At 68.8% G+C, this 20,223-nt stretch carries 21 protein-coding genes, 1 tRNA gene and 1 pseudogene; 19 read left to right on the top strand and 4 right to left on the bottom strand.

Annotated features, from left to right (window positions below):
• The first annotated feature begins 44 nt into the window (after positions 1 to 44).
• The 15 genes from HD600_RS01005 to HD600_RS00935 all read left to right on the top strand — a co-directional run bounded on the left by HD600_RS01005 (position 45) and on the right by HD600_RS00935 (position 14,487).
• Positions 45 to 956 carry an NAD kinase gene (locus HD600_RS01005; RefSeq protein WP_144796986.1) on the top strand — a complete coding sequence of 304 codons (912 nt, stop codon included), beginning with the start codon at positions 45 to 47 and terminating at the stop codon, positions 954 to 956.
• Positions 953 to 2,647, top strand: coding sequence for a DNA repair protein RecN (recN, locus tag HD600_RS01000; protein WP_184280945.1), 1,695 nt, complete (start codon positions 953 to 955; stop codon positions 2,645 to 2,647). The genes HD600_RS01005 and recN overlap by 4 nt, the downstream gene beginning before the upstream one ends.
• Before the next feature lie 14 nt (positions 2,648 to 2,661).
• Positions 2,662 to 4,359: a CTP synthase gene (locus tag HD600_RS00995; RefSeq protein WP_184280943.1), complete on the top strand. Its 1,698-nt coding sequence runs from the start codon at positions 2,662 to 2,664 to the stop codon at positions 4,357 to 4,359.
• Positions 4,352 to 4,924, top strand: a complete 573-nt coding sequence (locus HD600_RS00990) for an NUDIX domain-containing protein (protein WP_184280941.1) — start codon at positions 4,352 to 4,354, stop codon at positions 4,922 to 4,924. Before HD600_RS00995 ends, HD600_RS00990 begins: the two co-directional genes overlap by 8 nt.
• A 2-nt stretch (positions 4,925 to 4,926) precedes the next feature.
• Entirely contained in the window at positions 4,927 to 5,829 is a 903-nt protein-coding gene (xerD, locus tag HD600_RS00985) for a site-specific tyrosine recombinase XerD (RefSeq protein WP_184280939.1), read from the top strand.
• A gap of 164 nt (positions 5,830 to 5,993) precedes the next feature.
• The gene (locus HD600_RS00980; RefSeq protein WP_144797162.1) at positions 5,994 to 6,827 is read left to right on the top strand and encodes a ParA family protein; all 834 of its coding nucleotides are present in this window, start codon (positions 5,994 to 5,996) and stop codon (positions 6,825 to 6,827) included.
• Positions 6,811 to 7,725 (top strand): segregation and condensation protein A, encoded by a 915-nt coding sequence (locus HD600_RS00975; protein WP_422120167.1) that lies wholly within the window; start codon positions 6,811 to 6,813, stop codon positions 7,723 to 7,725. The genes HD600_RS00980 and HD600_RS00975 overlap by 17 nt, the downstream gene beginning before the upstream one ends.
• Positions 7,715 to 8,296: an SMC-Scp complex subunit ScpB gene (gene scpB / locus HD600_RS00970; RefSeq protein WP_184280937.1), complete on the top strand. Its 582-nt coding sequence runs from the start codon at positions 7,715 to 7,717 to the stop codon at positions 8,294 to 8,296. The genes HD600_RS00975 and scpB overlap by 11 nt, the downstream gene beginning before the upstream one ends.
• Positions 8,293 to 9,087, top strand: a complete 795-nt coding sequence (locus tag HD600_RS00965; protein WP_144796968.1) for a pseudouridine synthase — start codon at positions 8,293 to 8,295, stop codon at positions 9,085 to 9,087. The genes scpB and HD600_RS00965 overlap by 4 nt, the downstream gene beginning before the upstream one ends.
• Entirely contained in the window at positions 9,084 to 10,208 is a 1,125-nt protein-coding gene (locus HD600_RS00960; RefSeq protein ID WP_184280935.1) for a prephenate dehydrogenase, read from the top strand. Before HD600_RS00965 ends, HD600_RS00960 begins: the two co-directional genes overlap by 4 nt.
• On the top strand, positions 10,201 to 10,878 hold the full coding sequence (cmk, locus tag HD600_RS00955) for a (d)CMP kinase (protein WP_144796963.1): 678 nt from the start codon (positions 10,201 to 10,203) through the stop codon (positions 10,876 to 10,878). Before HD600_RS00960 ends, cmk begins: the two co-directional genes overlap by 8 nt.
• A complete protein-coding gene (gene der / locus HD600_RS00950) occupies positions 10,868 to 12,391 on the top strand; it encodes a ribosome biogenesis GTPase Der (RefSeq protein WP_184280933.1) in 1,524 nt (507 codons plus the stop codon). Before cmk ends, der begins: the two co-directional genes overlap by 11 nt.
• A 53-nt stretch (positions 12,392 to 12,444) precedes the next feature.
• Positions 12,445 to 12,819 (top strand): ArsR/SmtB family transcription factor, encoded by a 375-nt coding sequence (locus HD600_RS00945; RefSeq protein ID WP_184280931.1) that lies wholly within the window; start codon positions 12,445 to 12,447, stop codon positions 12,817 to 12,819.
• A complete protein-coding gene (locus tag HD600_RS00940; RefSeq protein ID WP_184280929.1) occupies positions 12,816 to 13,316 on the top strand; it encodes an SRPBCC family protein in 501 nt (166 codons plus the stop codon). The genes HD600_RS00945 and HD600_RS00940 overlap by 4 nt, the downstream gene beginning before the upstream one ends.
• Before the next feature lie 100 nt (positions 13,317 to 13,416).
• Positions 13,417 to 14,487, top strand: a complete 1,071-nt coding sequence (locus HD600_RS00935) for a Glu/Leu/Phe/Val dehydrogenase family protein (RefSeq protein WP_184280927.1) — start codon at positions 13,417 to 13,419, stop codon at positions 14,485 to 14,487.
• Here the strand turns inward: HD600_RS00935 and HD600_RS15110 are convergent.
• Positions 14,484 to 15,041, bottom strand: coding sequence for a phosphorylase family protein (locus HD600_RS15110; RefSeq protein ID WP_184280925.1), 558 nt, complete (start codon positions 15,039 to 15,041; stop codon positions 14,484 to 14,486). The two genes, HD600_RS00935 and HD600_RS15110, sit on opposite strands and share 4 nt — an antisense overlap.
• An 80-nt stretch (positions 15,042 to 15,121) precedes the next feature.
• On the opposite strand from HD600_RS15110, the pseudogene HD600_RS00925 reads away from it, so the two are divergent.
• Positions 15,122 to 15,607: pseudogene (locus HD600_RS00925) on the top strand (NUDIX domain-containing protein); the annotation flags it as partial.
• Positions 15,608 to 15,621: 14 nt separating this feature from the next.
• Here HD600_RS00925 and HD600_RS00920 read toward each other — a convergent pair.
• Positions 15,622 to 15,996 (bottom strand): RNA-binding S4 domain-containing protein, encoded by a 375-nt coding sequence (locus HD600_RS00920; protein WP_396652281.1) that lies wholly within the window; start codon positions 15,994 to 15,996, stop codon positions 15,622 to 15,624.
• A complete protein-coding gene (locus tag HD600_RS00915; RefSeq protein ID WP_184280921.1) occupies positions 15,993 to 16,664 on the bottom strand; it encodes a lysoplasmalogenase family protein in 672 nt (223 codons plus the stop codon). The genes HD600_RS00920 and HD600_RS00915 overlap by 4 nt, the downstream gene beginning before the upstream one ends.
• A 370-nt stretch (positions 16,665 to 17,034) precedes the next feature.
• On the opposite strand from HD600_RS00915, the gene HD600_RS00910 reads away from it, so the two are divergent.
• Together HD600_RS00910 and HD600_RS00905 are read left to right on the top strand one after the other, a co-directional pair.
• Positions 17,035 to 18,114: a linear amide C-N hydrolase gene (locus tag HD600_RS00910; RefSeq protein ID WP_184280919.1), complete on the top strand. Its 1,080-nt coding sequence runs from the start codon at positions 17,035 to 17,037 to the stop codon at positions 18,112 to 18,114.
• Positions 18,115 to 18,188: 74 nt separating this feature from the next.
• Complete coding sequence (locus HD600_RS00905) at positions 18,189 to 19,145, top strand: FUSC family protein (protein WP_184280917.1); 957 nt, start codon at positions 18,189 to 18,191, stop codon at positions 19,143 to 19,145.
• A gap of 17 nt (positions 19,146 to 19,162) precedes the next feature.
• On the opposite strand, the gene HD600_RS00900 is transcribed toward HD600_RS00905, so the two are convergent.
• Entirely contained in the window at positions 19,163 to 19,744 is a 582-nt protein-coding gene (locus HD600_RS00900) for a GNAT family N-acetyltransferase (RefSeq protein WP_184280915.1), read from the bottom strand.
• A gap of 108 nt (positions 19,745 to 19,852) precedes the next feature.
• Here HD600_RS00900 and HD600_RS00895 point away from each other — a divergent pair.
• Positions 19,853 to 19,926, top strand: a tRNA-Pro gene (locus tag HD600_RS00895).
• The last annotated feature ends 297 nt before the right edge of the window (positions 19,927 to 20,223 follow it).

The following is a 20,223-nucleotide window of genomic DNA, read 5'->3' as shown; positions in this document are numbered from 1 at the left end:
CCGACAGAATGGACGGGACGCATCGACGAGCTGGCAGGAGGACGATGAACGAGCGCAACATCCTGGTCGTCGCCCACGCCGGCCGGGACGACACGGTCGCCGCAGCCCGTCGCGTCATCCAGCTGCTCCGCAGCGCCGGCGCACGCCCCGTCCTGTCCGCCGACGACCGCGACGAACTGTCCGCCGTCGACGGCGACTTCTCCGATGTCGTCACGCTCGGTGCGGACGTCGCGGTGGACGACCTCGAACTCGCCATCGTCCTCGGCGGTGATGGGACGATCCTCCGCGCGGCGGAGCTCGTCCGCAGCATCCACAGCGCCCCTGTCCTCGGCATCAACATGGGGCACGTCGGCTTCCTGGCCGAGATCGAACGCGATGCGATGGACGACGCCGTCGAACGCGTCATCGCCAGGGACTACGTCGTCGAGGAGCGTCTCGCCCTCGCCGTCCGTGTGAAGGATTCCGCCGGAGACGTCGTCTACGAGACGTGGGCGCTCAACGAGGCCACCGTCGAGAAGGCCAGCCGCGAACGCATGATCGAGGTCGTCGTCGAGATCGACGGCCGTCCGCTGTCGAGCTACGGCTGCGACGGCATGGTGATCTCCACGCCGACCGGGTCGACGGCATACAACTTCTCCGCCGGGGGACCGGTGATCTGGCCGGCCGTCGAGGCGATCTCCGTCATCCCGCTCTCCGCGCACGCGCTCTTCGCGCGCCCCCTCGTCGTCAGCCCTGATGCCGCCGTCGCGATCGAGATGCTCGAGCGCACCTCGGGCACCGGCATCCTCTGGTGCGACGGACGACGCTCGCACGAACTGCCGCCCGGTGCCCGCGTGGTCGTGCGTCGGTCGTCCCGTCCTGTCCGGCTCGCCCGACTGCACCCGTCGGCGTTCACCGATCGCCTCGTGCGCAAGTTCCAACTGCCCGTGGCCGGCTGGCGAGGAGCGGCATCGTGATCGAGGAGATGCGGATGCAGGGCCTTGGGGTCATCGATGACGCCGTGCTGCCCCTCGGGCCCGGATTCACCGCGATCACGGGCGAGACCGGCGCGGGCAAGACCATGGTCGTCACCGGCCTCGGACTGCTGCTCGGCCAACGAGCGGACTCTGGTGCGGTGCGCGCAGGGGCGACGCAGGCCTCCGTCGCCGGCGTCTGGGTCGTCCCTGACTCCGGGCCGGTGGCTGACATCGTCACCGATGCCGGCGGAGAGCTGGAGCCGTTCGGCGACGCGCAGGGCGAGCTCTACGTGTCGAGGACGCTGAGTGCGGAGGGCCGCAGCAGGGCGAGCGTCGGCGGACGCGCAGCGCCGGCCGCCGTGCTCTCGGCCCTTGCGGACGAGCTCGTCGTCGTGCACGGTCAGTCGGAGCAGCTCCGGCTGCGCTCCGCCGCGGCGCAGCGCGATGCCCTCGACCGGTTCGGCGGGCATCCGGTGACGGAGGCGAGAGAGCGGTACGCGGCCGCGTATGCGCACTGGCGCGAGCTGGACGCCGAGATCGCAGACATCTCCGAGAACCGGGACCGCCGCGCTGCCGAGGCCGACAGTCTCCGTGAGGCGCTCGCGCTGATCGAGGCGACCGCGCCGGAAGAAGGGGAGGACGTCGTCCTCGCCGAGCGCGCCGAGCGGCTGGCCAATGCGGAGGAGCTGCGGCTCGCGGCATCCCTCGCACGCAACGCGATCTCGAGTGAAGAGGGCGAGACGGACGCCTCCGCGCTCGTCGCCGAAGCACGCCGTCAGCTCGAGCGCGCCACCGACCCTGCGCTGTCCGGCATCGCCGACGGCGTTGCGGACGTCGGCTACCGCCTGTCGGATCTCGCTCTGCAGCTCTCGGCGTATCTCGCCGATCTCGATGAGAGCGGTCCCCACGAACTCGCGGCGGTGGAGGAGCGACGGGCGGCTCTCACCGCCCTGATCCGTGCGCACGGATCCCTGGACGACGCCCTCGAGGTCTGGCGCACCGGATCCACTCGTCTCGCGGAACTCGACGACGATGACGACCGGATCGAGCGCCTGCAGGCCGAGCGCGACACGGCGCGGGCCGCACTCGACGACGCGGCGACGGCGTTGACGGCCGCGCGCACAGAGGCCGCAGAGCGGTTGGGGCGCGCAGTCACGGAGGAGCTGCACGCGCTGGCGATGCCGGACGCACGGTTGGAGGTCGCCGTCCGCGAGGGCGTGGAGAGCACGCACGGCCGCGATGACGTCGCCATCCTGCTCGCCCCGCATCCCGGCGCGGAACCGCGCTCCGTGGCCAAGAGCGCCTCGGGCGGCGAGCTCTCGCGCGTCATGCTGGCGATCGAGGTCGTCATCGCCGGCACCGACCCGGTCCCGACCTTCGTCTTCGACGAGGTGGACGCCGGCATCGGCGGTGCCGCCGCGATCGAGGTCGGGCGGCGACTCGCCCGACTCGCCGAGACGTCGCAGGTCATCGCCGTCACACATCTGGCGCAGGTCGCCGCTTTCGCCACCAACCATCTCTCCGTCGTGAAATCCCACGACGGCAGCGTCACCGCCTCCAGCGTCCGGCGTCTGGAGGGTGCCGACCGCGAAGCGGAGATGGCACGCCTCCTCTCCGGACTCACCGATTCGGATGCCGCACTCACCCATGCCCGAGAGCTACTCAGCCTCGGGGTCCCCGCCAACTGTTAGGATTGAAGCCCGTGATGAACTCTTCTTCTGCGGGGCCCGAAAACGACACGACCAAGCACATCTTCGTGACAGGTGGTGTCGTTTCTTCGTTGGGCAAGGGCCTGACGGCCGCAAGCCTCGGCAACCTGCTCACGGCGCGTGGTCTGCGCGTGGTCATGCAGAAGCTCGACCCCTATCTGAACGTCGACCCGGGGACGATGAACCCGTTCCAGCACGGCGAGGTGTTCGTCACGGACGACGGTGCCGAGACCGACCTCGACATCGGTCACTACGAGCGATTCCTCGACATCAACCTGTCGCAGGCGGCCAACGTCACCACCGGTCAGATCTACTCGCAGGTCATCGCCAAGGAGCGCCGGGGCGAGTACCTCGGCGACACCGTGCAGGTCATCCCGCACATCACCGACGAGATCAAGCGCCGCATGCGTCTCCAGGCGACGGAAGAGCCCCGGCCCGACGTCATCATCACCGAGGTCGGCGGCACGGTGGGTGACATCGAGTCGCAGCCGTTCCTCGAGTCCGCTCGTCAGCTGCGCCACGAGCTCGGTCGCGACAACGTGTTCTTCGTGCACGTCTCGCTCGTTCCGTTCATGGGGGCGTCGGGGGAGCAAAAGACCAAGCCCACCCAGCACTCGGTCGCAGCCCTCCGCCAGGTCGGCATCCAGCCCGACGCCCTCGTGCTCCGCAGTGACCGCCCGGTCAGCGAGTCGAACCGCAACAAGATCGCGCTGATGTGCGACGTCGACGCCGAGGGCGTCATCAACACCGTCGACCTGCCGAGCATCTACGACATCCCGTCCACGCTGAACGATCAGGGCCTGGACTCCTACATCGTCCGCCGCCTCGGGCTCGACGCCAAGGCGGCCCCCGAGGTCGACTGGTCGCGGTGGCAGAAGGTGCTCCAGGCGGTGCACAACCCGAAGCACGAGGTGACCATCGGCCTGGTCGGCAAGTACATCGACCTCCCAGACGCCTACCTCTCCGTCACCGAGGCGCTTCGTGCCGGTGGCTTCGCCCACGAGGCCCACGTGCAGATCCGCTGGATCCCCTCGGACTCCTGCGAGACCCCGGAGGGCGCCGCCAAGGCGCTTGCGGATCTGGACGGCATCTGCGTGCCCGGCGGCTTCGGCATCCGTGGCATCGAGGGCAAGCTCGGCGCGCTGCGCTTCGCTCGCGAGCAGGGCATCCCCACGCTCGGCCTGTGCCTCGGACTGCAGTGCATGGTCATCGAATACGGGCGCCACGTCGCCGGCATCGAGGGTGCGTCTTCCAGCGAGTTCGACCCCGACACCGCTGAGCCGGTCATCGCGACCATGGCCGAGCAGGTCGAGATCATCGACGGCGGCGACCTTGGTGGCACCATGCGTCTCGGTCTCTACGAGGCGAGCCTCGCTGAGGGCTCCCTCGCCGCGGAGGTCTACGGCTCGACCACGATCTCCGAGCGTCACCGTCACCGCTACGAGGTCAACAACGCCTACCGCGGCCGTCTGGCGGACGCCGGTCTGGTGTTCTCCGGACTGAACCCGGAGCTCGACCTCGTCGAGTTCGTCGAGCTTCCGCGCGACGTGCACCCGTACTACATCGCCACCCAGGCGCACCCCGAGCTGCGTTCGCGTCCGACCGACCCGCACCCGCTGTTCCGCGGTCTCATCGGTGCGGCCATCGAGCGGCACCGCGCGAGCGAGCTCTTCGACGTCTCCGCCGATGACTGAGGGGCTGCTGCGCGACGAGGAGCTGAATCCGGAGATCGTCTCGAGTGAGGTTCCGTTCCGCGGGGCGGTGTGGGACATCCGGTCCGACCGGTTCCGGTACGGCGATGCCGAGATCACCCGGCACTACGTCGACCACACCGGTGCGGTGGCGATCGTCGCCCTGGACGACCGGGATCGTGTGCTGCTCATCCAGCAGTACCGTCACCCCATCCGCCACCGGGACTGGGAGCTTCCGGCGGGCCTCCTCGACATCGAGGGGGAGGACCCCCTCGTGGCGGCACAGCGTGAGCTGGCGGAGGAGACCGACCTCGTCGCAGAGCACTGGCAGCCGTTGCTCTCGACGTACACCACCCCCGGCGGCAGCGACGAGATCGTGCACTTCTACCTCGCGACGGGTCTGAGCGACGCTCCTGACGCGCACGCACGCGTGGACGAGGAGGCGGACATCCGCGTCGAATGGGTGCCGCTGGCGGATGCCGTGACCGCCGTGCTCGACGGCCGGATGCGCAACGCGCTGCTGGCGAACGGAGTCATGGCGGCGACCCTGAGGCGTTCACAGGACTGACCATGCGCCTGGATCGTGCCGTCGACGCGTATCTTCGTCACATCACGATCGAGCGCGGCCTCTCGGAGCACACCGTCGGCGCCTACCGTCGCGACCTCGCGGTGTACCTCGACTGGCTCTCCGCGGCCGGCATCGAGGACACCGCAGCGGTCAGCGGTGCCGTGATCGCCCGGTTCGTCGGCGAGCGCGCGTCCCAGGACCCGCCGCCGGCGGCCACGAGCCTGGCGCGGCTGCAGTCCTCCGTACGGGGTCTGCACCGCTTCCTGGTGCGGGAGGGCATCGAGCCGGAGGACCCCTCCGGCCGCCTGCGCCCGCCCAAGACGCCGCAGCGGTTGCCGAAGGCGCTGACCATCGACCAGGTCGAGCGCCTGCTCGCGGCACCGTCCGGTGAGGATCCGCTCGGCATCCGCGACCGTGCGCTGCTGGAATTCCTCTACGCGACCGGAGCGCGCGTGTCCGAGGCGGTCGGTCTCGACGTCGACGACCTCGCGCACGGGGACGTGCTGCGTCTGCGCGGCAAGGGCTCCAAGGAGCGCATCGTGCCGGTCGGTTCGTTCGCGCGCGACGCGGTCGATGCATACCTCACGCGCGTCCGGCCGGGGCTCGCCGCCAAGGGCAGGGCATCGGCGCGACTGTTCCTCGGGGCGCGGGGTGCGCCGCTGTCGCGCCAGAGCGCGTGGCTGATCATCCGCGCGGCAGCCGAGGCCGCGCAGATCACCGCGGAGGTCTCGCCGCACACCCTTCGACACTCGTTCGCGACGCACCTGCTGCAGGGAGGGGCGGACGTCCGGGTCGTACAGGAACTCCTCGGGCACGCCTCGGTCGCGACCACCCAGATCTACACGCACGTCTCCGTCGACACGTTGCGCGACATCTACGCCACGTCCCACCCGCGGGCGCGCTGAGAGAACGACTCCGGCGGGGTCGATTCCCCCGGATCGCCGGGCCGGAACAGGAACATGACCAGGGGCCCGGCTACAATCGAGCAAGCATGAATGAGGCGGGAGATTCGGTGGCTCAGAACGTGGCGAAGACCAAGGGCAAGACGTCGAAAGCCGACGACACCCCCATGGGCCCCACGGGTCGTCCGTACCACGGCTTCCCGATCCCCGCCCCACTGGACTCGCACGGTCCTGCGCGCATCATCGCGCTGTGCAACCAGAAGGGCGGCGTCGGCAAGACGACGACCTCCATCAACCTCGCCGCATCCTTGGCCGAGTACGGGCGCAAGGTGCTCGCGGTCGACTTCGACCCGCAGGGTGCGCTGTCGGCGGGCCTGGGAATCCAGACGCATGACGTCGCGACCATCTACGACCTGCTGCTGGACACCAAGCGCGACGCGCACGAGGTGATCGTGAAGTCGTCGGTCGAAGGTCTCGACGTCATCCCGGCGAACATCGACCTCTCCGCGGCCGAGGTGCACCTGGTCAACGAGGTGGCCCGCGAGACGATCCTCGCCCGCGTCCTGCGTCAGGTCGCGGGGGAGTACGACGTCATCCTCATCGACTGCCAGCCGTCGCTCGGACTGCTGACCGTGAACGCGCTCACCGCGAGCCACGGCGTGTTGATCCCCCTGGAGTGCGAGTTCTTCGCGCTGCGGGGTGTCGCCCTGCTCATCGAGACGATCGAGAAGGTCCGCGACCGGCTCAACCCGGCCATCCAGCTCGACGGTCTGCTCGCGACGATGTACGACGCGCGGACGCTGCACTCGCGCGAGGTGCTGGAGCGCGTCGTCGAGGCCTTCGGGGACGACGTGCTCGAGACCGTGATCGGCCGCACCGTGAAGTTCCCCGACGCATCGGTGTCGGGGGTTCCCATCACCGAGTTCGCACCGGAGCATGCCGCCGCACAGGCGTACCTGCGGCTGGCCCGGGAGCTGGTCGCCCGTGGCGCTGTCGCCTGAGCCCGCCGCGGACGTCACGACCGACACTGCCGCTGCTGAGGCGGCGGAATCCGGAGCCTCCGCCGCCGAGACGGGAGACCCGATCACACCCGCAGTCGACGAGTCGGCGGAGACCGGCGATGGTTTCCGCGTCTCGTTGACGAACTTCGACGGTCCGTTCGATCTGCTGCTGAACCTCATCTCCAAGCACGAGATGGACATCACCGAGGTGTCGCTCAGCGCCGTCACGAACGAGTTCATCGCCTACCTCGCGGAGCTCGACTCGAACGAGGAGTTGGATCAGGCATCCGAGTTCCTCGTCGTGGCCGCGACCCTGCTCGACATGAAGGTCGCCGGTCTCCTCCCGCAGGGGGAGCTCGTCGATGCCGAGGCCGTCGCCCTGCTCGAGGCGCGCGACCTGCTGTTCGCCCGCCTGCTGCAGTACCGCGCGTTCAAAGAGGTGTCCGCGTGGTTCGCTCGGTGCCTCCAGCGCGAAGATCGACGGCACACCAGGGCCGTCCGTCTCGACGAGAAGCATCGGCGCCAGACGCCGGAGCTGGTGTGGACGCTCAGCCCTACCGACTTCGCGGCGATCGCGCTTCTCGCGTTCGCCCCGAAGGAGATCCCGCACGTCGGCCTCGACCACCTGCACGCGCCGCTGGTCAGCATCCGCGAGCAGGCGGCGATCGTCGTGACGCTGCTGCGCAACACCGAATCGCTCACCTTCCGTGAACTCGTCGCCGGTGCGACCGAACCCGGCATCGTCGTGGCACGCTTCATCTCCGTGCTCGAGCTGTACCGCCACGCCGCCCTCTCCTTCGAGCAGCTGGAACCGCTCGGTGAACTGACGCTGCGCTGGGCCGCCGACTCCTGGTCGGACGAGACACTTGCCACCCTGGGAGCCGACTATGACCGATGAGACCACCGTGCCGGAGACGCCGCTGACCGAGAAGCTCGAGGCGATCCTGCTGATCATCGACGAGCCGTTGGGTCTCGTCGCGCTCGCCGCCGCCGTCGGGGCTCCGGTGCCGGCGGTGCGGCAGGCGATCGAGACGCTGGTCGAGGACTACGACGGCCGAGGGGCAGGGCCCCGCCGCGGCTTCGAACTCCGTGAGGTCGGCGGCGGCTGGCGGCTGTACGTCCGAGAGGACCATGACGATCTCGTCGCGGAGTTTGTGGGAGGGCAGGCTCCGGCGCGTCTGTCGCAGGCTGCGCTCGAGACCCTGGCGGTCATCGCCTACAAGCAGCCGGTGACCCGAGGGCAGGTCGCGTCCATCCGCGCCGTCAACGTGGACTCGGTCGTGCGCACTCTTCTCGCACGCGGGCTCATCACCGAACTTTTCGCGGACTCCGAGACCGGAGCCATCAACTACGGCACCACCGACGCACTGCTGCAGAACCTCGGCATCAACTCGCTCGACGAGCTGCCGCCGATCTCGCCGCTGCTCGATGACGGTGCCGACGGATTCGACGAAGGAACCATCCGATGAACCAGGAACCGACCCCCGCCCCGGAAGGCGTCCGCCTCCAGAAGGTGCTCGCCGCTGCCGGAGTCGCCTCCCGCCGAGTGGTCGAGCAGTACATCGTCGAGGGGCGCATCAGCGTCAACGGCTCGGTCGTCACCGAGCTCGGGCGCCGCATCGACCCCGAGAACGACCAGGTGCAGGTCGACGGCACCGCGATCCAGCTCGACGTCTCCAAGCGGTACGTGATGCTCAACAAGCCCACCGGCGTGGTGAGCACCATGCGCGACGAGAACGGCCGTCCGGATCTCCGGCGCTTCACCGCGGACTGGGACGAACGGCTCTACAACGTCGGGCGTCTGGATGCCGACACCAGTGGTCTGCTGATCCTCACGAACGACGGCGAACTCGCCCATGTGCTCGCGCACCCCTCCTTCGGCGTCACGAAGGTCTACATCGCCAAGGTCGAAGGCGCCGTCACCGCGCAGACCATCGCTCAGCTCACCAAGGGCATCGAGCTCGAGGACGGCTTCATCCAGGCCGACAAGGCGCGGCTGCTGGACTCCTCGCGAGGGGCGAGCCTGGTGGAGCTCACGCTGCACTCCGGACGCAACCGGATCGTGCGTCGGATGCTCGCCGCGGTGGGGCATCCGGTCACCGAACTGGTCCGTCGGCAGTTCGGTCCGCTCCACCTGGGAACCCTCCCGGCGGGAAAGACCCGCGAACTGACTAAAATCGAACGTGGTGCGTTGTTGACTCTCGCGCGCCATGACGCCCCTGCGGACCTCACGCCGGGAGATGCCCAGGAGAACGAGTGAGCGACACCGCCAGAACCAACGGCAACGGCAATGCGCCGCGGCTGTCGGGGACCGTGCGCATCGTCGGCGCCGGTCTGCTCGGCGCGAGCATCGGGCATGCCCTCACGGCCAAGGGCATCGACGTCGTGCTCGCCGACACCTCGCCGTCACAGCTGCGTCTCGCGATCGACTACGGCGCGGGGCGGGCCGCACGCGACGATGACGCTCCTTCACTCATCGTCGTGTCCGTTCCGCCGGACGTCACCGCCGACGTCATCGCCGCAGAGCTCGACCGTTTCCCGGCCGCCGTCGTGACGGACGTCGCGAGCGTGAAGCTCGAACCGTTCCGGACCCTCACCGAACGCGGCGTCGACCTCACCCGCTACATCGGCTCGCACCCGCTGGCAGGGCGCGAGCGCGGGGGAGCGATCTCCGCGCGCGCCGACCTGTTCATTGGGCGGCCATGGGTGGTGTGCCGCGACGAGGAGACCCGCCCCGCGGATCTCGCACTCGTCGAAGACCTCGCACTCGACGTCGGCGCGATGCCGATCGAGATGACGCCGGAAGAACACGACCGTTCGGTGGCGATCACCTCCCACGTGCCGCAGGTGGTCGCGAGCCTTCTCGCCGCACGTCTCGCGTCGGCCGACGAGGACGCGCTGCGTCTGGCCGGTCAGGGCGTCCGCGACACGACGCGCATCGCGGCATCCGCCCCTGAGCTGTGGGTGCAGATCCTCGGCGCGAACGCCGCCCCCGTCGTCGAGGTCCTCGACGCGCTGGCAGCCGACCTCGCGACCGTCTCGAACGCACTGCGGGCGCCGGATGCCCCTGGTGCACGTCGCGTCGTCGCGGAGACCATCCGGCAGGGCAACGACGGTGTCGAGCGCCTGCCGGGCAAGCACGGTCAGAACCGCAGGTTCGAGCAGCTCGTCGTCATGGTCGACGACACGCCTGGACAGCTCGGGCGACTGTTCGGCGAGCTCGGTGAGCTCGGTGTGAACGTGGAGGACCTGCGCCTGGAGCATTCGCCCGGCGCACAGTTCGGCCTGGCGGAGATCAGTGTGGCACCGGCCGCACTCCTCGGCGCCGTCGAAGGGCTGCAGGAGCGCGGATGGCGGATAGCAGGAGCGACCAATGAGTGAATTCATCGCGATCGACGGCCCTGCAGGGTCCGGCAAGTCCAGCGTCTCGGCGGCGATCGCCCGCCGGCGCGGTTACGGCCTCCTCGACACGGGCGCCGCGTACCGCGCACTCGCGTGGCACGTGCTCGAGCGCGGTGGCCACACGGACGACACGGATGCCGTGCTCGCCGCGGCGGCGGACTTCGACCTGCGCCTCGGACTCGACCCCGATGACCGTTCGGTCGCGATCGGCGACACTGACATCACTGCGGCGATCCGCGAGCCCCGTGTGTCATCGGCGGTGAGCGGCGTCGCCCGCATCCCGGCCATCCGCGAGCAGGTGAACATCTTCTTCCGTTCGCTCGTGGCTCGCGCCCCGCAGCCCGCTGTCGTCGTCGAGGGCCGCGACATCACCACCGTGGTGGCGCCGGATGCGCCCGTCCGGATCCTCCTCACCGCCGCACCCGAGGTGAGAGCGGCACGCCGTGCCGGTGAGCTCTCAGGCGAGAACGCCGCCGAGGTGGCCGCAGCGCTGCACAAGCGCGACGCCTCGGACAGTGCGGTCGTCGACTTCCTGAACGCCGCAGAGGGTGTCGAGGTCGTCGACAGCACCCATCTCGATTTTTCCCAGACCATCGACGCCGTGCTCGCGGTGATCGACCGAAAGCAAGGAGCGGAACATGGCCGCTGAAGAAGAGTACGAAGGTGGCCCTGACCACCTCGCCGAGAAGATGGACGAGCTCGATGAGCAGCTCGCCGAACAGCGTGCAGAGGCACTGCGCGCCGGACTCGCCGACTACGACCTCGACGAGGACGACGCCGCGCTGCTCGCCGGCATCACGCAGGGGGAGGGCGGGATCGAGTTCCTGCCCGCGCTTCCGGTGGTCGCGATCGTGGGTCGCCCGAACGTCGGCAAGTCCGCGCTTGTGAACCGCATCCTCGGTCGTCGCGAAGCGGTCGTCGAGGACACCCCCGGTGTCACGCGCGACCGCGTCACGTACAAGGCCGAGTGGAACGACCGGCGCTTCTCGCTCGTCGACACCGGCGGCTGGGAGCCCGACGCCAAGGGCATCGACCGCTCGGTCGCCGCCCAGGCCGAGGTCGCGATCGACCTGTCCGACGTCGTGCTGTTCGTCGTCGATGCGATGGTCGGTGCCACCTCGACCGACGAGCACGTCGTCCGGCTCCTCCGCAAGAGCGGCAAGCCCGTCTTCCTCGTCGCGAACAAGATCGACGACACCCGCCAGGAGCCCGAGGCCGCCGCGCTGTGGAACCTCGGACTCGGCGAGCCCTATCCGACCTCCGCCGTGCACGGACGCGGCGTCGCCGACCTGCTCGACGCGGTGCTCGAGAAGCTGCCCAGCGTCTCGGCCGTCGCGAAGTACGAGGTCGGCGGTCCGCGGCGCGTGGCCATCCTCGGCCGCCCGAACGTCGGCAAGTCGTCGCTGCTGAACAAGGCCGCGGGTGAGGACCGCGTCGTCGTCAACGATCTCGCCGGCACGACCCGTGACCCGGTGGACGAGGTCGTGGAGCTCGGCGGAAAGCTGTGGCGTCTTGTCGACACAGCCGGCATCCGTCGTCGTGTGCACCTCCAGCAGGGCGCTGACTTCTACGCATCGCTGCGCACCTCCGCCGCCCTGGAGAAGGCCGAGGTTGCCGTCGTCGTGCTCGACGTCTCCGAGACGATCAGCGAGCAGGACATCCGCATCATCGATCTCGTCCTCGAGTCCGGTCGCGCCCTCGTGCTCGCGTTCAACAAGTGGGATCGTCTCAACGACGACGACCTGGTGAACGCCGACCGCCGTCGCTACCTCGAGCGGGAGATCGAGCAGGATCTCGCGCACGTCACCTGGGCGCCGCGTGTGAACATCTCCGCCAGGACCGGTCGCCACTTCGACAAGCTCGTTCCGGCGCTCGAGACGGCGCTGGAGAACTGGGACCGCCGCATCCCGACCGGGAAGTTCAACGCCTTCCTGTCGGAGCTCGTCGCCGAGCACCCGCACCCGCTGCGCGGAGGCAAGCAGCCGCGCATCCTGTTCGGCACGCAGGCATCGACACGTCCGCCGACGTTCGTGCTGTTCACCACCGGGTTCCTCGACCCCGGGTACCGCCGATTCATCCAGCGGCGCCTGCGCGAGCTGTACGAGTTCGACGGCACGCCCATCGTCATCAACATGCGCGTGCGGGAGAAGCGCCAGCGCTGATCTCGATTCGGCAGGGTGGACAGAAAGGTAACCAGTAGGTTACCTTTCTGTCCATGGACGTGTTCGGAGCGATCGCTGACCCGATCCGACGGGAGCTGCTCCGGCGGCTCTCGAATGGTCCGGCGCGCGTCGTCGACCTCGCCGCAGAGCATGACGTCTCCCGTCCGGCGATCAGCAAGCACCTGCGCATCCTCGACGAGGCGGGCCTCGTGCACGCGGAGGTCCGCGGGCGTGAACGGCACTACGTGATCGACGTCGAGCCGTTGGATGCCGTGCACCATCTGCTGCACGCTCTCGCAGCCCGCCGACCGCCGATCTCCGCGCAGCACCTCGACGCCCTCGACACCGAGGCGCATCGTGCTGCCCGGGATCGCAGACGTGGCACGCCCACACCGAAGTCTCCGGATCTCGAGGAGGACAGCGCATGACCATCACAGGACGATTCGATGAGGAGCGACACACCGTGCGGCTCGTCCGCGAGTTCACGACCTCCATCGACGATGTGTGGGCGAGCATCGTCGATTCCGAGCGGCTGAGCCGCTGGTTCGGCACCTGGAGCGGAGACCCGGCGTCGGGATCGATCTCCGTGACGATGAACGCCGAACCGGAGACGATGTCGGCTGCGTCATGGACGATCCGTCGCTGCGAGCCACCGCATGTCCTCTCCGTCAGCATCACCGATGACGACGGCAGTTGGCACCTGACGGCCGAGCTCACCGCGCGTGACGGTCGAACGGTCCTGGCGCTGACCCAGCACGAGGTCGCCGCCGAGATGCTTCCCGACACCGGCCCCGGCTGGGAGTGGTATCTCGACAGGCTCGTCGCGGTCGTCGACGGGGGAAGCGTGCCGTCGCTCGCCGAGTTCGAGGCGGTATACGCGCCGATGAGTCGCGAATACGCGGCACTGGCGCGCTCCGCGGACTGACGGTTGCCTCCCGGCCTGGTCGGTGGTGCAATGGACGTGGATGCCGCAAACCTGACGGCATCCACACTGCTGCCCACAAGGCCTGCCGAAAGAGGATGCAATGTCGCACACCCTGCCCCTTCCCGAGTTCTCCCACGAACGGGTGGAGGTGATCACCGGGCGACGAAGTGGACTGTTCATCGCGGTCGCCCTGCACTCCTCCATTCTCGGTTCCGCCCTCGGCGGCGCCCGACTGTGGACTTACCCGCACTGGAGCGACGCGCTGGGTGACGCGCTGCGCCTCTCGGCGGCGATGACGTTGAAGAACGCCACCGCCGGATTGGACGCCGGCGGAGGGAAATCCGTCATCGGCCTTGAAGAGGGCACGGTGCTCGACGCCGACCGGCGCCGCGCCGCGTTCCTGGACCTCGGCGACGCCGTGGAGTCGTTCGACGGGCTCTACCGCACGGCGGAGGACGTCGGATCGACCATGAACGACATGGCGGTCGTGGGCGAACGCACCGCACACGTCGTCGGGCTTCCCGACGCGTCCGGAGGGTCAGGTGAGCCGGCGGGCCCGACGAGCCTCGGTGTCTACGAGTCGTTGCGCGCGGTGCTCGAGCGCACCACCGGCAGCCCCGACGTCGCCGGGCGTCGGGTGACCATTTCCGGTCTCGGGCAGGTCGGTGGCCGGCTCGCCGTACGACTCGCTGCAGAGGGCGCCCAGCTCACCGTCACGGACGTGAACCCCGAGCGCCGGCACCTCGCCACCGAGCTCGGCGCGGTCTGGGCGGCGCCCGGTACCGAGCACCTGCTGCCGTCGGACGTCTTCGTCCCCGCGGGCATCGGCGGGCTCCTCACGGACGAGGTCATCGACGCGCTGGACACGCGGGCCGTGTGCGGTCCGGCGAACAACCCGCTGGCCGATCGGGAGGGCGCGGAGCGTCTGGCGCGCCGCGGCATCCTGTACGCACCGGACTTCGTCGTCAACGCCGGTGGCGTCATCTATCTTGACCACGAGGCCAAGCAGCTGGGGTCCCGCCAGGAGATCATGGGGCGCGTCGCTCAGATCGGCGATACCGTCCGACGCATCCTCGACGATGCCGAGGAACGCGGGATCACGCCGCTCGCGGCCGCCGAAGAGCTCGCCGCCGCGCGCCTCAGCGCCGGAGCACCGGCACTCGCGGGCTAGACGCCGTAGACGGCGCGGACACGATCGCGCAGCTGGTGGCTGCACGCGGTGACGGCTTCCTCCCATGTCGTGTTCGCGCCGTCCTGCGCGTGGTCCGATACTGCCTTCCAGATGCGGATCGGCACGTCGAACTGCGCGGCGACCCACGCGTAGGCATAGGACTCCATGTCGACGAGGCGCCCGCCGAGTGAACGGATCAGCTGGACGGCGTCGGCGTCGTCGATGAAGCTGTCACCGGTGGCGATGGAGATGTCGCCGTCGCCGAGTGCGATCCGCTGCGGCATCGACACGTGCTCGCCCCGGACGCCGTCCTCGTTGATGACATCGTGCTGGAACGCCCAGTGCACCTCGTGCACGCCTGACCCGACGGTCTCGTCGAGGGCTCCTGCCGTCCCGACGACGAGGATCTCGTCGTAGACGTCTGCGTCAAGGGCGCGTGTCAACGCGTATGTCGCCTTGAGCTTTCCCGGTCCCGTGACGAGGCGGCGGAAGCCGGAGAGCTCCTCGGGGAAGGCGATGAGTTCGGATTCGAGGGCGGCGACGAGAAGCTTCACCCGTTCATTCTCCCAGAGCCGTATGACGATCCGGGTCGCGCGGTGGGACCCGTGCGCGGATGCTGTGAAATGCTGGAGATGTGACCATCCTGCCCCCGGAACCCGGCGAACCTCGACGCCCGTCAGGTCCGCGCGACCCCGGTGACGCATGGGTCGTCGCCGACACGGGGGAGCGGTACTGGGGCCGGTTCGGCGCGGCCGGGCTCCTCGCCGTGGATGCCGCACGTGGGGTGCTCCTGCAGCACCGGGTGAGCTGGAGCCACTTCGGCGGCACCTGGGGCCTGCCCGGCGGCGCTCTCCACGAGGGTGAGAGCCCGGTCGACGGCGCTCTTCGAGAAGCCACTGAAGAGGCTGGTATCCCCGCCGGCGCGGTCGAGGTGCGCTTCACGAGCGTGCTGGATCTGAGGATCTGGTCCTATACGACCGTGGTGGCTGACGTGGTCGTGCCGTTCGAGCCGGTGATCAGCGACCCCGAGAGCGTGGCGCTGGAATGGGTCCCGTTCGATGAGATCGAGGCTCGTCCGCTGCATCCTGGCTTCGCGGATGCGTGGCCGGGGCTGCGTGCACGGATCGGCTGAGGTCAGTCGCGACCGCGCAGCCGGTCGATGTCACGGCGTTCGCGCTTGGTCGGGCGTCCTGCGCCACGATCTCGCACGGCGAGAGCGGCCATCGGTTCTCTCGGCGGCGTGCGTTCCTCGTATGCGGTGGCGGCGATCGGCGCACCCACACGCTTGGTGAGCGTCTGCCGTACGACGAGGATGCGATCGAAGCCACTGATGCGGACCCGCACTTCGTCCTCGGGCCGGACGGTCTGCGCAGCCTTCGCCTTGTCGCCGTTCACGCGCACATGCCCCGCGCGGCATGCCGTCGTCGCGGCCGAGCGGGTCTTATAGACGCGGATCGCCCAGAGCCAGCTGTCCACGCGCACGGGGGCGGTCATCGTCTTCTCGTTCATCCGCGCGCTCGCCTTCGCAGCACGAGGAGGGCGCCGCCGACGAGGAGTCCCTGGCCGAGCGTGTAGGTGAGCATGACGAGCGGGCTGGTCCAGCCCGGCGCCGCGTCGGGAAGGAAGAGTCGGAACGCCAGGATGGTGTCACTGACGAGGAAGAACACCCCGCCGGTGGTGACGACGGGTCCGCAGCGCGCGGCGAGAGCCGCTGTCGCTCCGAGGATGAGACCGTACGCTCCGACCGCGGGAAGCAGGCCACCGGTGTGCGGACCGAGTACGGCGATCATGGCGATCCACCAGACGGCGAAGACCGCGGTCCATCGGGGCAGCCGACCGGAGCCGAGCACCCGGGTGAACAGGACGATGTACGCCACGTGCGCCAGCCCGAAGAAGAGCAGCATCAGCGGCAGCTCGGGCCCGGCAGGGAAGAAGGCCCCGGCGCCGTCCCCGAGCCACGAGAACAGGAGAGCGATGAGGAGGAGAGCGATCGCCAGGGCCGGGCGCGCACGGAGCGAGACGAGGACCGGGAGCGCGAGCAGCGGCATCAGCCAGAGCTTGGTCGGCCCCGCGGCGTCGCTCTCGACGGCTCGGGCGATGACGTGGATGATCGACATCACGATGTACGGGAGGAACGCCCAGGGGAGGAGCGTCCGACGCGGGGATCGGCGCGGCATCCCCCCATGCTAGGGCGGAGCCGCACGACCGCCGGAAACCCGACACGCCGGGGGTCGTCGGCAATTTCACCCGCCCGCATCACCCGCCCGTTCATCCGGCGGTCGGCGACGACAGGCGGACAAGTGTCGTCTACCCGCTTCTTCGTTGAAATTGCTTGCGACGCGGGGTGCCGCTCGAGCCGCTGACCTTTCACCCGGGCATCAGGGCGACGAGTCTCCGAGCCCGGCCGAACCTTCGCCAGCCGCCACTGCGGGGGATCATATGCCACAGATGTTTTGACCGGCATCCGGAGGCGCGTCATCATGAACCTGACTGTCGCCCGCAACGCGCGCTCCACGCGACAGATCCCTTACGAAAGGATGTGCGCAGATGTGCACCAGAGTTGTCTGGCCTGACGCCAACGGGTCGGTCCTTGTCGGCCGCAACATGGACTTCCACATGGATCTCCTGTCCAACCTCTGGAAGTACCCTCGCGGAATCGAGCGCACCGACGGCGTCGACGGCAAGCTCACCTGGAAGTCGAAGTACGGCAGCATCGTCGCGACCGCCTTCGACCTGATCGCCACCGACGGCATGAACGAGAAGGGCTTCGCCGGGCACATCCTGTGGCTCGCCGAGTCCGACTACGGCAAGCCTTCGGACGACGCCACCACTCTGAGCCAGGCCGTCTGGCTGCAGTATTACCTGGACAACTTCGCCACCGTGGCTGAGGCCGTCGAGTGGACGAACTCCACCCAGGTCGCCATCCGCCAGCTCTTCGACCCCACCGGGCACCTCGTCCCGACGCTGCACCTCGCGCTCGACGACGCCACCGGCGACTCGGCGATCATCGAGTACGTGGGCGGCGAGCTGAAGGTCTACCACGACCGCTCGTACAAGGTCATGACGAACTCTCCGACCTTCGACAAGCAGCTCGAACTCGTCAAGGAGATCGAGGGCCTGGGTGGCGACAAGCCGCTTCCGGGTTCGACCCTCGCGAGCGACCGCTTCGCACGTGCCTCGTACTACGTCGAGCACCAGGTGCAGCCGAAGACTCAGCTCGACGGCATCGCGGCGATGTTCAGCATCATCCGCAACGCCGCGCAGCCGTTCCGCACCCCGGAGCCGGGCAAGCCCGACGCGTCGCAGACGATCTGGCAGGTCGTGCTCGACCTCACCAACCGTCGCTACGTCTTCGAGTCCACGACCCGTCCGAGCATCGTGTGGGTCGACCTCGACGACATGAGCTTCAACGAGGGCGCGAAGGTGCTGCGTCTCGACCTCGTCAGCCGCCTGGCTCTCGAGGGTGGCCTCGCGGGCAACGTCAGCCACCACTTCTCCGACGTGGGCGAGCTCGCCACGGGCGCGCTGGACACCGGCCTGAAGGCGCTGGAGTTCGTCGCGAACAAGCAGGAGGACTTCGCTGCGATCAAGGCTGCCGTCCAGGACATGGTCGGCAAGAAGAAGTAACCGGTCGTTCTCGAGTCCCGTGCCCTGTTCCGAGTGAACGGGGCACGGGACTCGGTCGTCGTGGGGGAGGCGCGATGCCGCAGGATGCCGGCCGACCGAGCGTCGGACTCTCCTGGCGTGACGTGCTCTTCGCCGGCCTGCTCGTCGCCGTCGCCGCAGCGGTGCTCGGCGCGAGTCAGTTGCTCATCGGACCGAACACGGCGCTGTCCGGGTACCTGACGATCCTCTTCCTGCTGTCCGTGGTGCGCGCGGCGAGCTGGCGCACGCGGATCCTGTCCGTCGCGTGGTCGCTGAGCGTGGCGTTGCTGGGGTTCGTGATCGGCGGGGCGGGGCTGTGGGTCACGCTCGTCGCGCTCGTCGTCGTCTGCCTGCTGCAGGCGTTCGTGGGCCTGGGGGAGGCGGCGCTGCTCACGCGCTCTCCCGTGAACCTCCTCGCCTTCGCGTCGCTCAATCAGTCGGGGGCTGAGGTCTGGCACGTCCTGCTCGGTTCTGTGATCGGAGCCGGCGTCATCCTCACGTTCTCTGCGATCGCGAAGTCACGGTCGGACAAGTCGCGCACGTCGATGACGATGCGACAGCGGGTGTCGTACGCCGTGGCGACATCGGCCGGCGCGCTGCTGATCGTCGTCGTTGCGCGGCTGACCGACTTCCCGTACGTCGGTTGGGTGCTGCTCTCGTTCTGCATCGTCGTCTCGGTCGGTGCGGACCAGCGCGTGACCAGGGGATACCTGCGCATCGTCGGATCAGTGGTGGGAGCCCTCATCGCCGTGCTGCTGTCGATGCTGCCATCACCGATCCCCACCGTCGCCGCCGTGGTGTGCGTGGTGCTCTGCGTCGCCTACGTGAATGCCGGGAACTACGCGCTGTTCGTCCTCTTCCTCACGCCGGCCGTGCTGCTGACGACGTCGTCGGAGCACTCATCGCTCATGCTCGGCATCCTGCGTCTGGAGGCGGTGCTCTTCGCCACCGCGGTCGCGATCGTCTGCAGCCTCGCTGTCGACGCCGTGGTCGCGCGCAGCGTTCGGCGCTGAGAGCGTGCGGTCTCGTCTCACGCGATCGTCAGGCTGACGAGCGGGCGCTCCGGTTTCGGGCCGTCGATCTTCTCGAACCCGGCCGACAGGAACGTCGACAGCGCGCCATGGAACAGGTCGTTCACGCGCACGTTCGTTCGGGCGGTGTCGATCGGATATCCCTCGATCGCGCGGGCCCCGGACTCCCGGGCGAACGTGACCGCGGCGTCGAGGAGCTTCGCGTTCAGCCCGAGTCCCCGATACTCCCTGCGCACGACGAAGCAGCTGACGGCCCACACATCATCGTCATCGAGCGGTTCGCGTGTCGTGGCGACGATGTTGCGGGTACGACCGAGTCGGCGCTGCAGGGTGCGAGGTCCGACACGGATCCATCCTGCGGCGTCACCATCGACGTACGCGACGAGTCCCGGCGGGCGCGACGACGCCACTTCCTGCTGGAACATCGCCGTGCGCTGGTCCAGATCCGTGGTCTCCCATTCCTTGTTCGTCAGCACCGGCCAGACGCACTGGCAGCTGCGGCCGTCACCTCCGCCGCTCAGCGTGTGCTGGATGTCTTTCCAGATCTCTGGGCGTGCGAGAGCGGTGGTGATCTTCGGCATGTTGGGCAGGCTACGCCCCGCGGTCCGACACGGGCAAGGATGCTGGTTCGCGAAGCCCGTGCCGTCCGGCTAAGATAGTGGAGTTGCCTCCGCGCGAGCGGAGAACAACGGGCTGTGGCGCAGCTTGGTAGCGCACTTGACTGGGGGTCAAGGGGTCGCAGGTTCAAATCCTGTCAGCCCGACAAAAAAGCCCAGGTGAGAGCATGTTTCTCACCTGGGCTTCGTCGTTTTCCTGGGTGGTCACTTGCTGGTCCACTCGCTAGATCTGCTCGATCCGGGAACCGTCGAAGTGGACCAGTCCCGTTAGGCGTCGTAGCCCGCGGAGTGCACCAGAAGGTGCCCGTGAAGTTCAGTCCGGAGTTGCGATACCGCACCGTGCGCATGGTTTACGACAGTCAGGCCCGAGAGGGTGGCCCCGCTCGCAGTCGATTCGTGAGCTCACCCCGCGGTTCGGGGTCGGCGATGATGAGACGCTGCGG

Source organism: Microbacterium ginsengiterrae, from assembly GCF_014205075.1.
Taxonomy (GTDB): Bacteria; Actinomycetota; Actinomycetes; order Actinomycetales; family Microbacteriaceae; genus Microbacterium; species Microbacterium ginsengiterrae.
The sequence above is the reverse complement of the archived record's forward strand: the minus strand, read 5'-3'. Positions and strand labels throughout refer to the sequence as shown.

What these genes read in the sequence shown, in the direction of transcription:
- HD600_RS01005 (WP_144796986.1), top strand. Translation starts at nt 45, where the DNA reads ATGAACGAGCGCAACATCCTGGTCGTCGCCCACGCCGGCCGGGACGAC.
- HD600_RS00995 (WP_184280943.1), top strand. Translation starts at nt 2,662, where the DNA reads ATGAACTCTTCTTCTGCGGGGCCCGAAAACGACACGACCAAGCACATC.
- HD600_RS00990 (WP_184280941.1), top strand. Translation starts at nt 4,352, where the DNA reads ATGACTGAGGGGCTGCTGCGCGACGAGGAGCTGAATCCGGAGATCGTC.
- xerD (WP_184280939.1), top strand. Translation starts at nt 4,927, where the DNA reads ATGCGCCTGGATCGTGCCGTCGACGCGTATCTTCGTCACATCACGATC.
- HD600_RS00980 (WP_144797162.1), top strand. Translation starts at nt 5,994, where the DNA reads ATGGGCCCCACGGGTCGTCCGTACCACGGCTTCCCGATCCCCGCCCCA.
- scpB (WP_184280937.1), top strand. Translation starts at nt 7,715, where the DNA reads ATGACCGATGAGACCACCGTGCCGGAGACGCCGCTGACCGAGAAGCTC.
- HD600_RS00965 (WP_144796968.1), top strand. Translation starts at nt 8,293, where the DNA reads ATGAACCAGGAACCGACCCCCGCCCCGGAAGGCGTCCGCCTCCAGAAG.
- cmk (WP_144796963.1), top strand. Translation starts at nt 10,201, where the DNA reads ATGAGTGAATTCATCGCGATCGACGGCCCTGCAGGGTCCGGCAAGTCC.
- der (WP_184280933.1), top strand. Translation starts at nt 10,868, where the DNA reads ATGGCCGCTGAAGAAGAGTACGAAGGTGGCCCTGACCACCTCGCCGAG.
- HD600_RS00945 (WP_184280931.1), top strand. Translation starts at nt 12,445, where the DNA reads ATGGACGTGTTCGGAGCGATCGCTGACCCGATCCGACGGGAGCTGCTC.
- HD600_RS00940 (WP_184280929.1), top strand. Translation starts at nt 12,816, where the DNA reads ATGACCATCACAGGACGATTCGATGAGGAGCGACACACCGTGCGGCTC.
- HD600_RS00935 (WP_184280927.1), top strand. Translation starts at nt 13,417, where the DNA reads ATGTCGCACACCCTGCCCCTTCCCGAGTTCTCCCACGAACGGGTGGAG.
- HD600_RS00920 (WP_396652281.1), bottom strand. Translation starts at nt 15,996, where the DNA reads ATGAACGAGAAGACGATGACCGCCCCCGTGCGCGTGGACAGCTGGCTC.
- HD600_RS00915 (WP_184280921.1), bottom strand. Translation starts at nt 16,664, where the DNA reads ATGCCGCGCCGATCCCCGCGTCGGACGCTCCTCCCCTGGGCGTTCCTC.
- HD600_RS00910 (WP_184280919.1), top strand. Translation starts at nt 17,035, where the DNA reads ATGTGCACCAGAGTTGTCTGGCCTGACGCCAACGGGTCGGTCCTTGTC.
- HD600_RS00905 (WP_184280917.1), top strand. Translation starts at nt 18,189, where the DNA reads ATGCCGCAGGATGCCGGCCGACCGAGCGTCGGACTCTCCTGGCGTGAC.
- HD600_RS00900 (WP_184280915.1), bottom strand. Translation starts at nt 19,744, where the DNA reads ATGCCGAAGATCACCACCGCTCTCGCACGCCCAGAGATCTGGAAAGAC.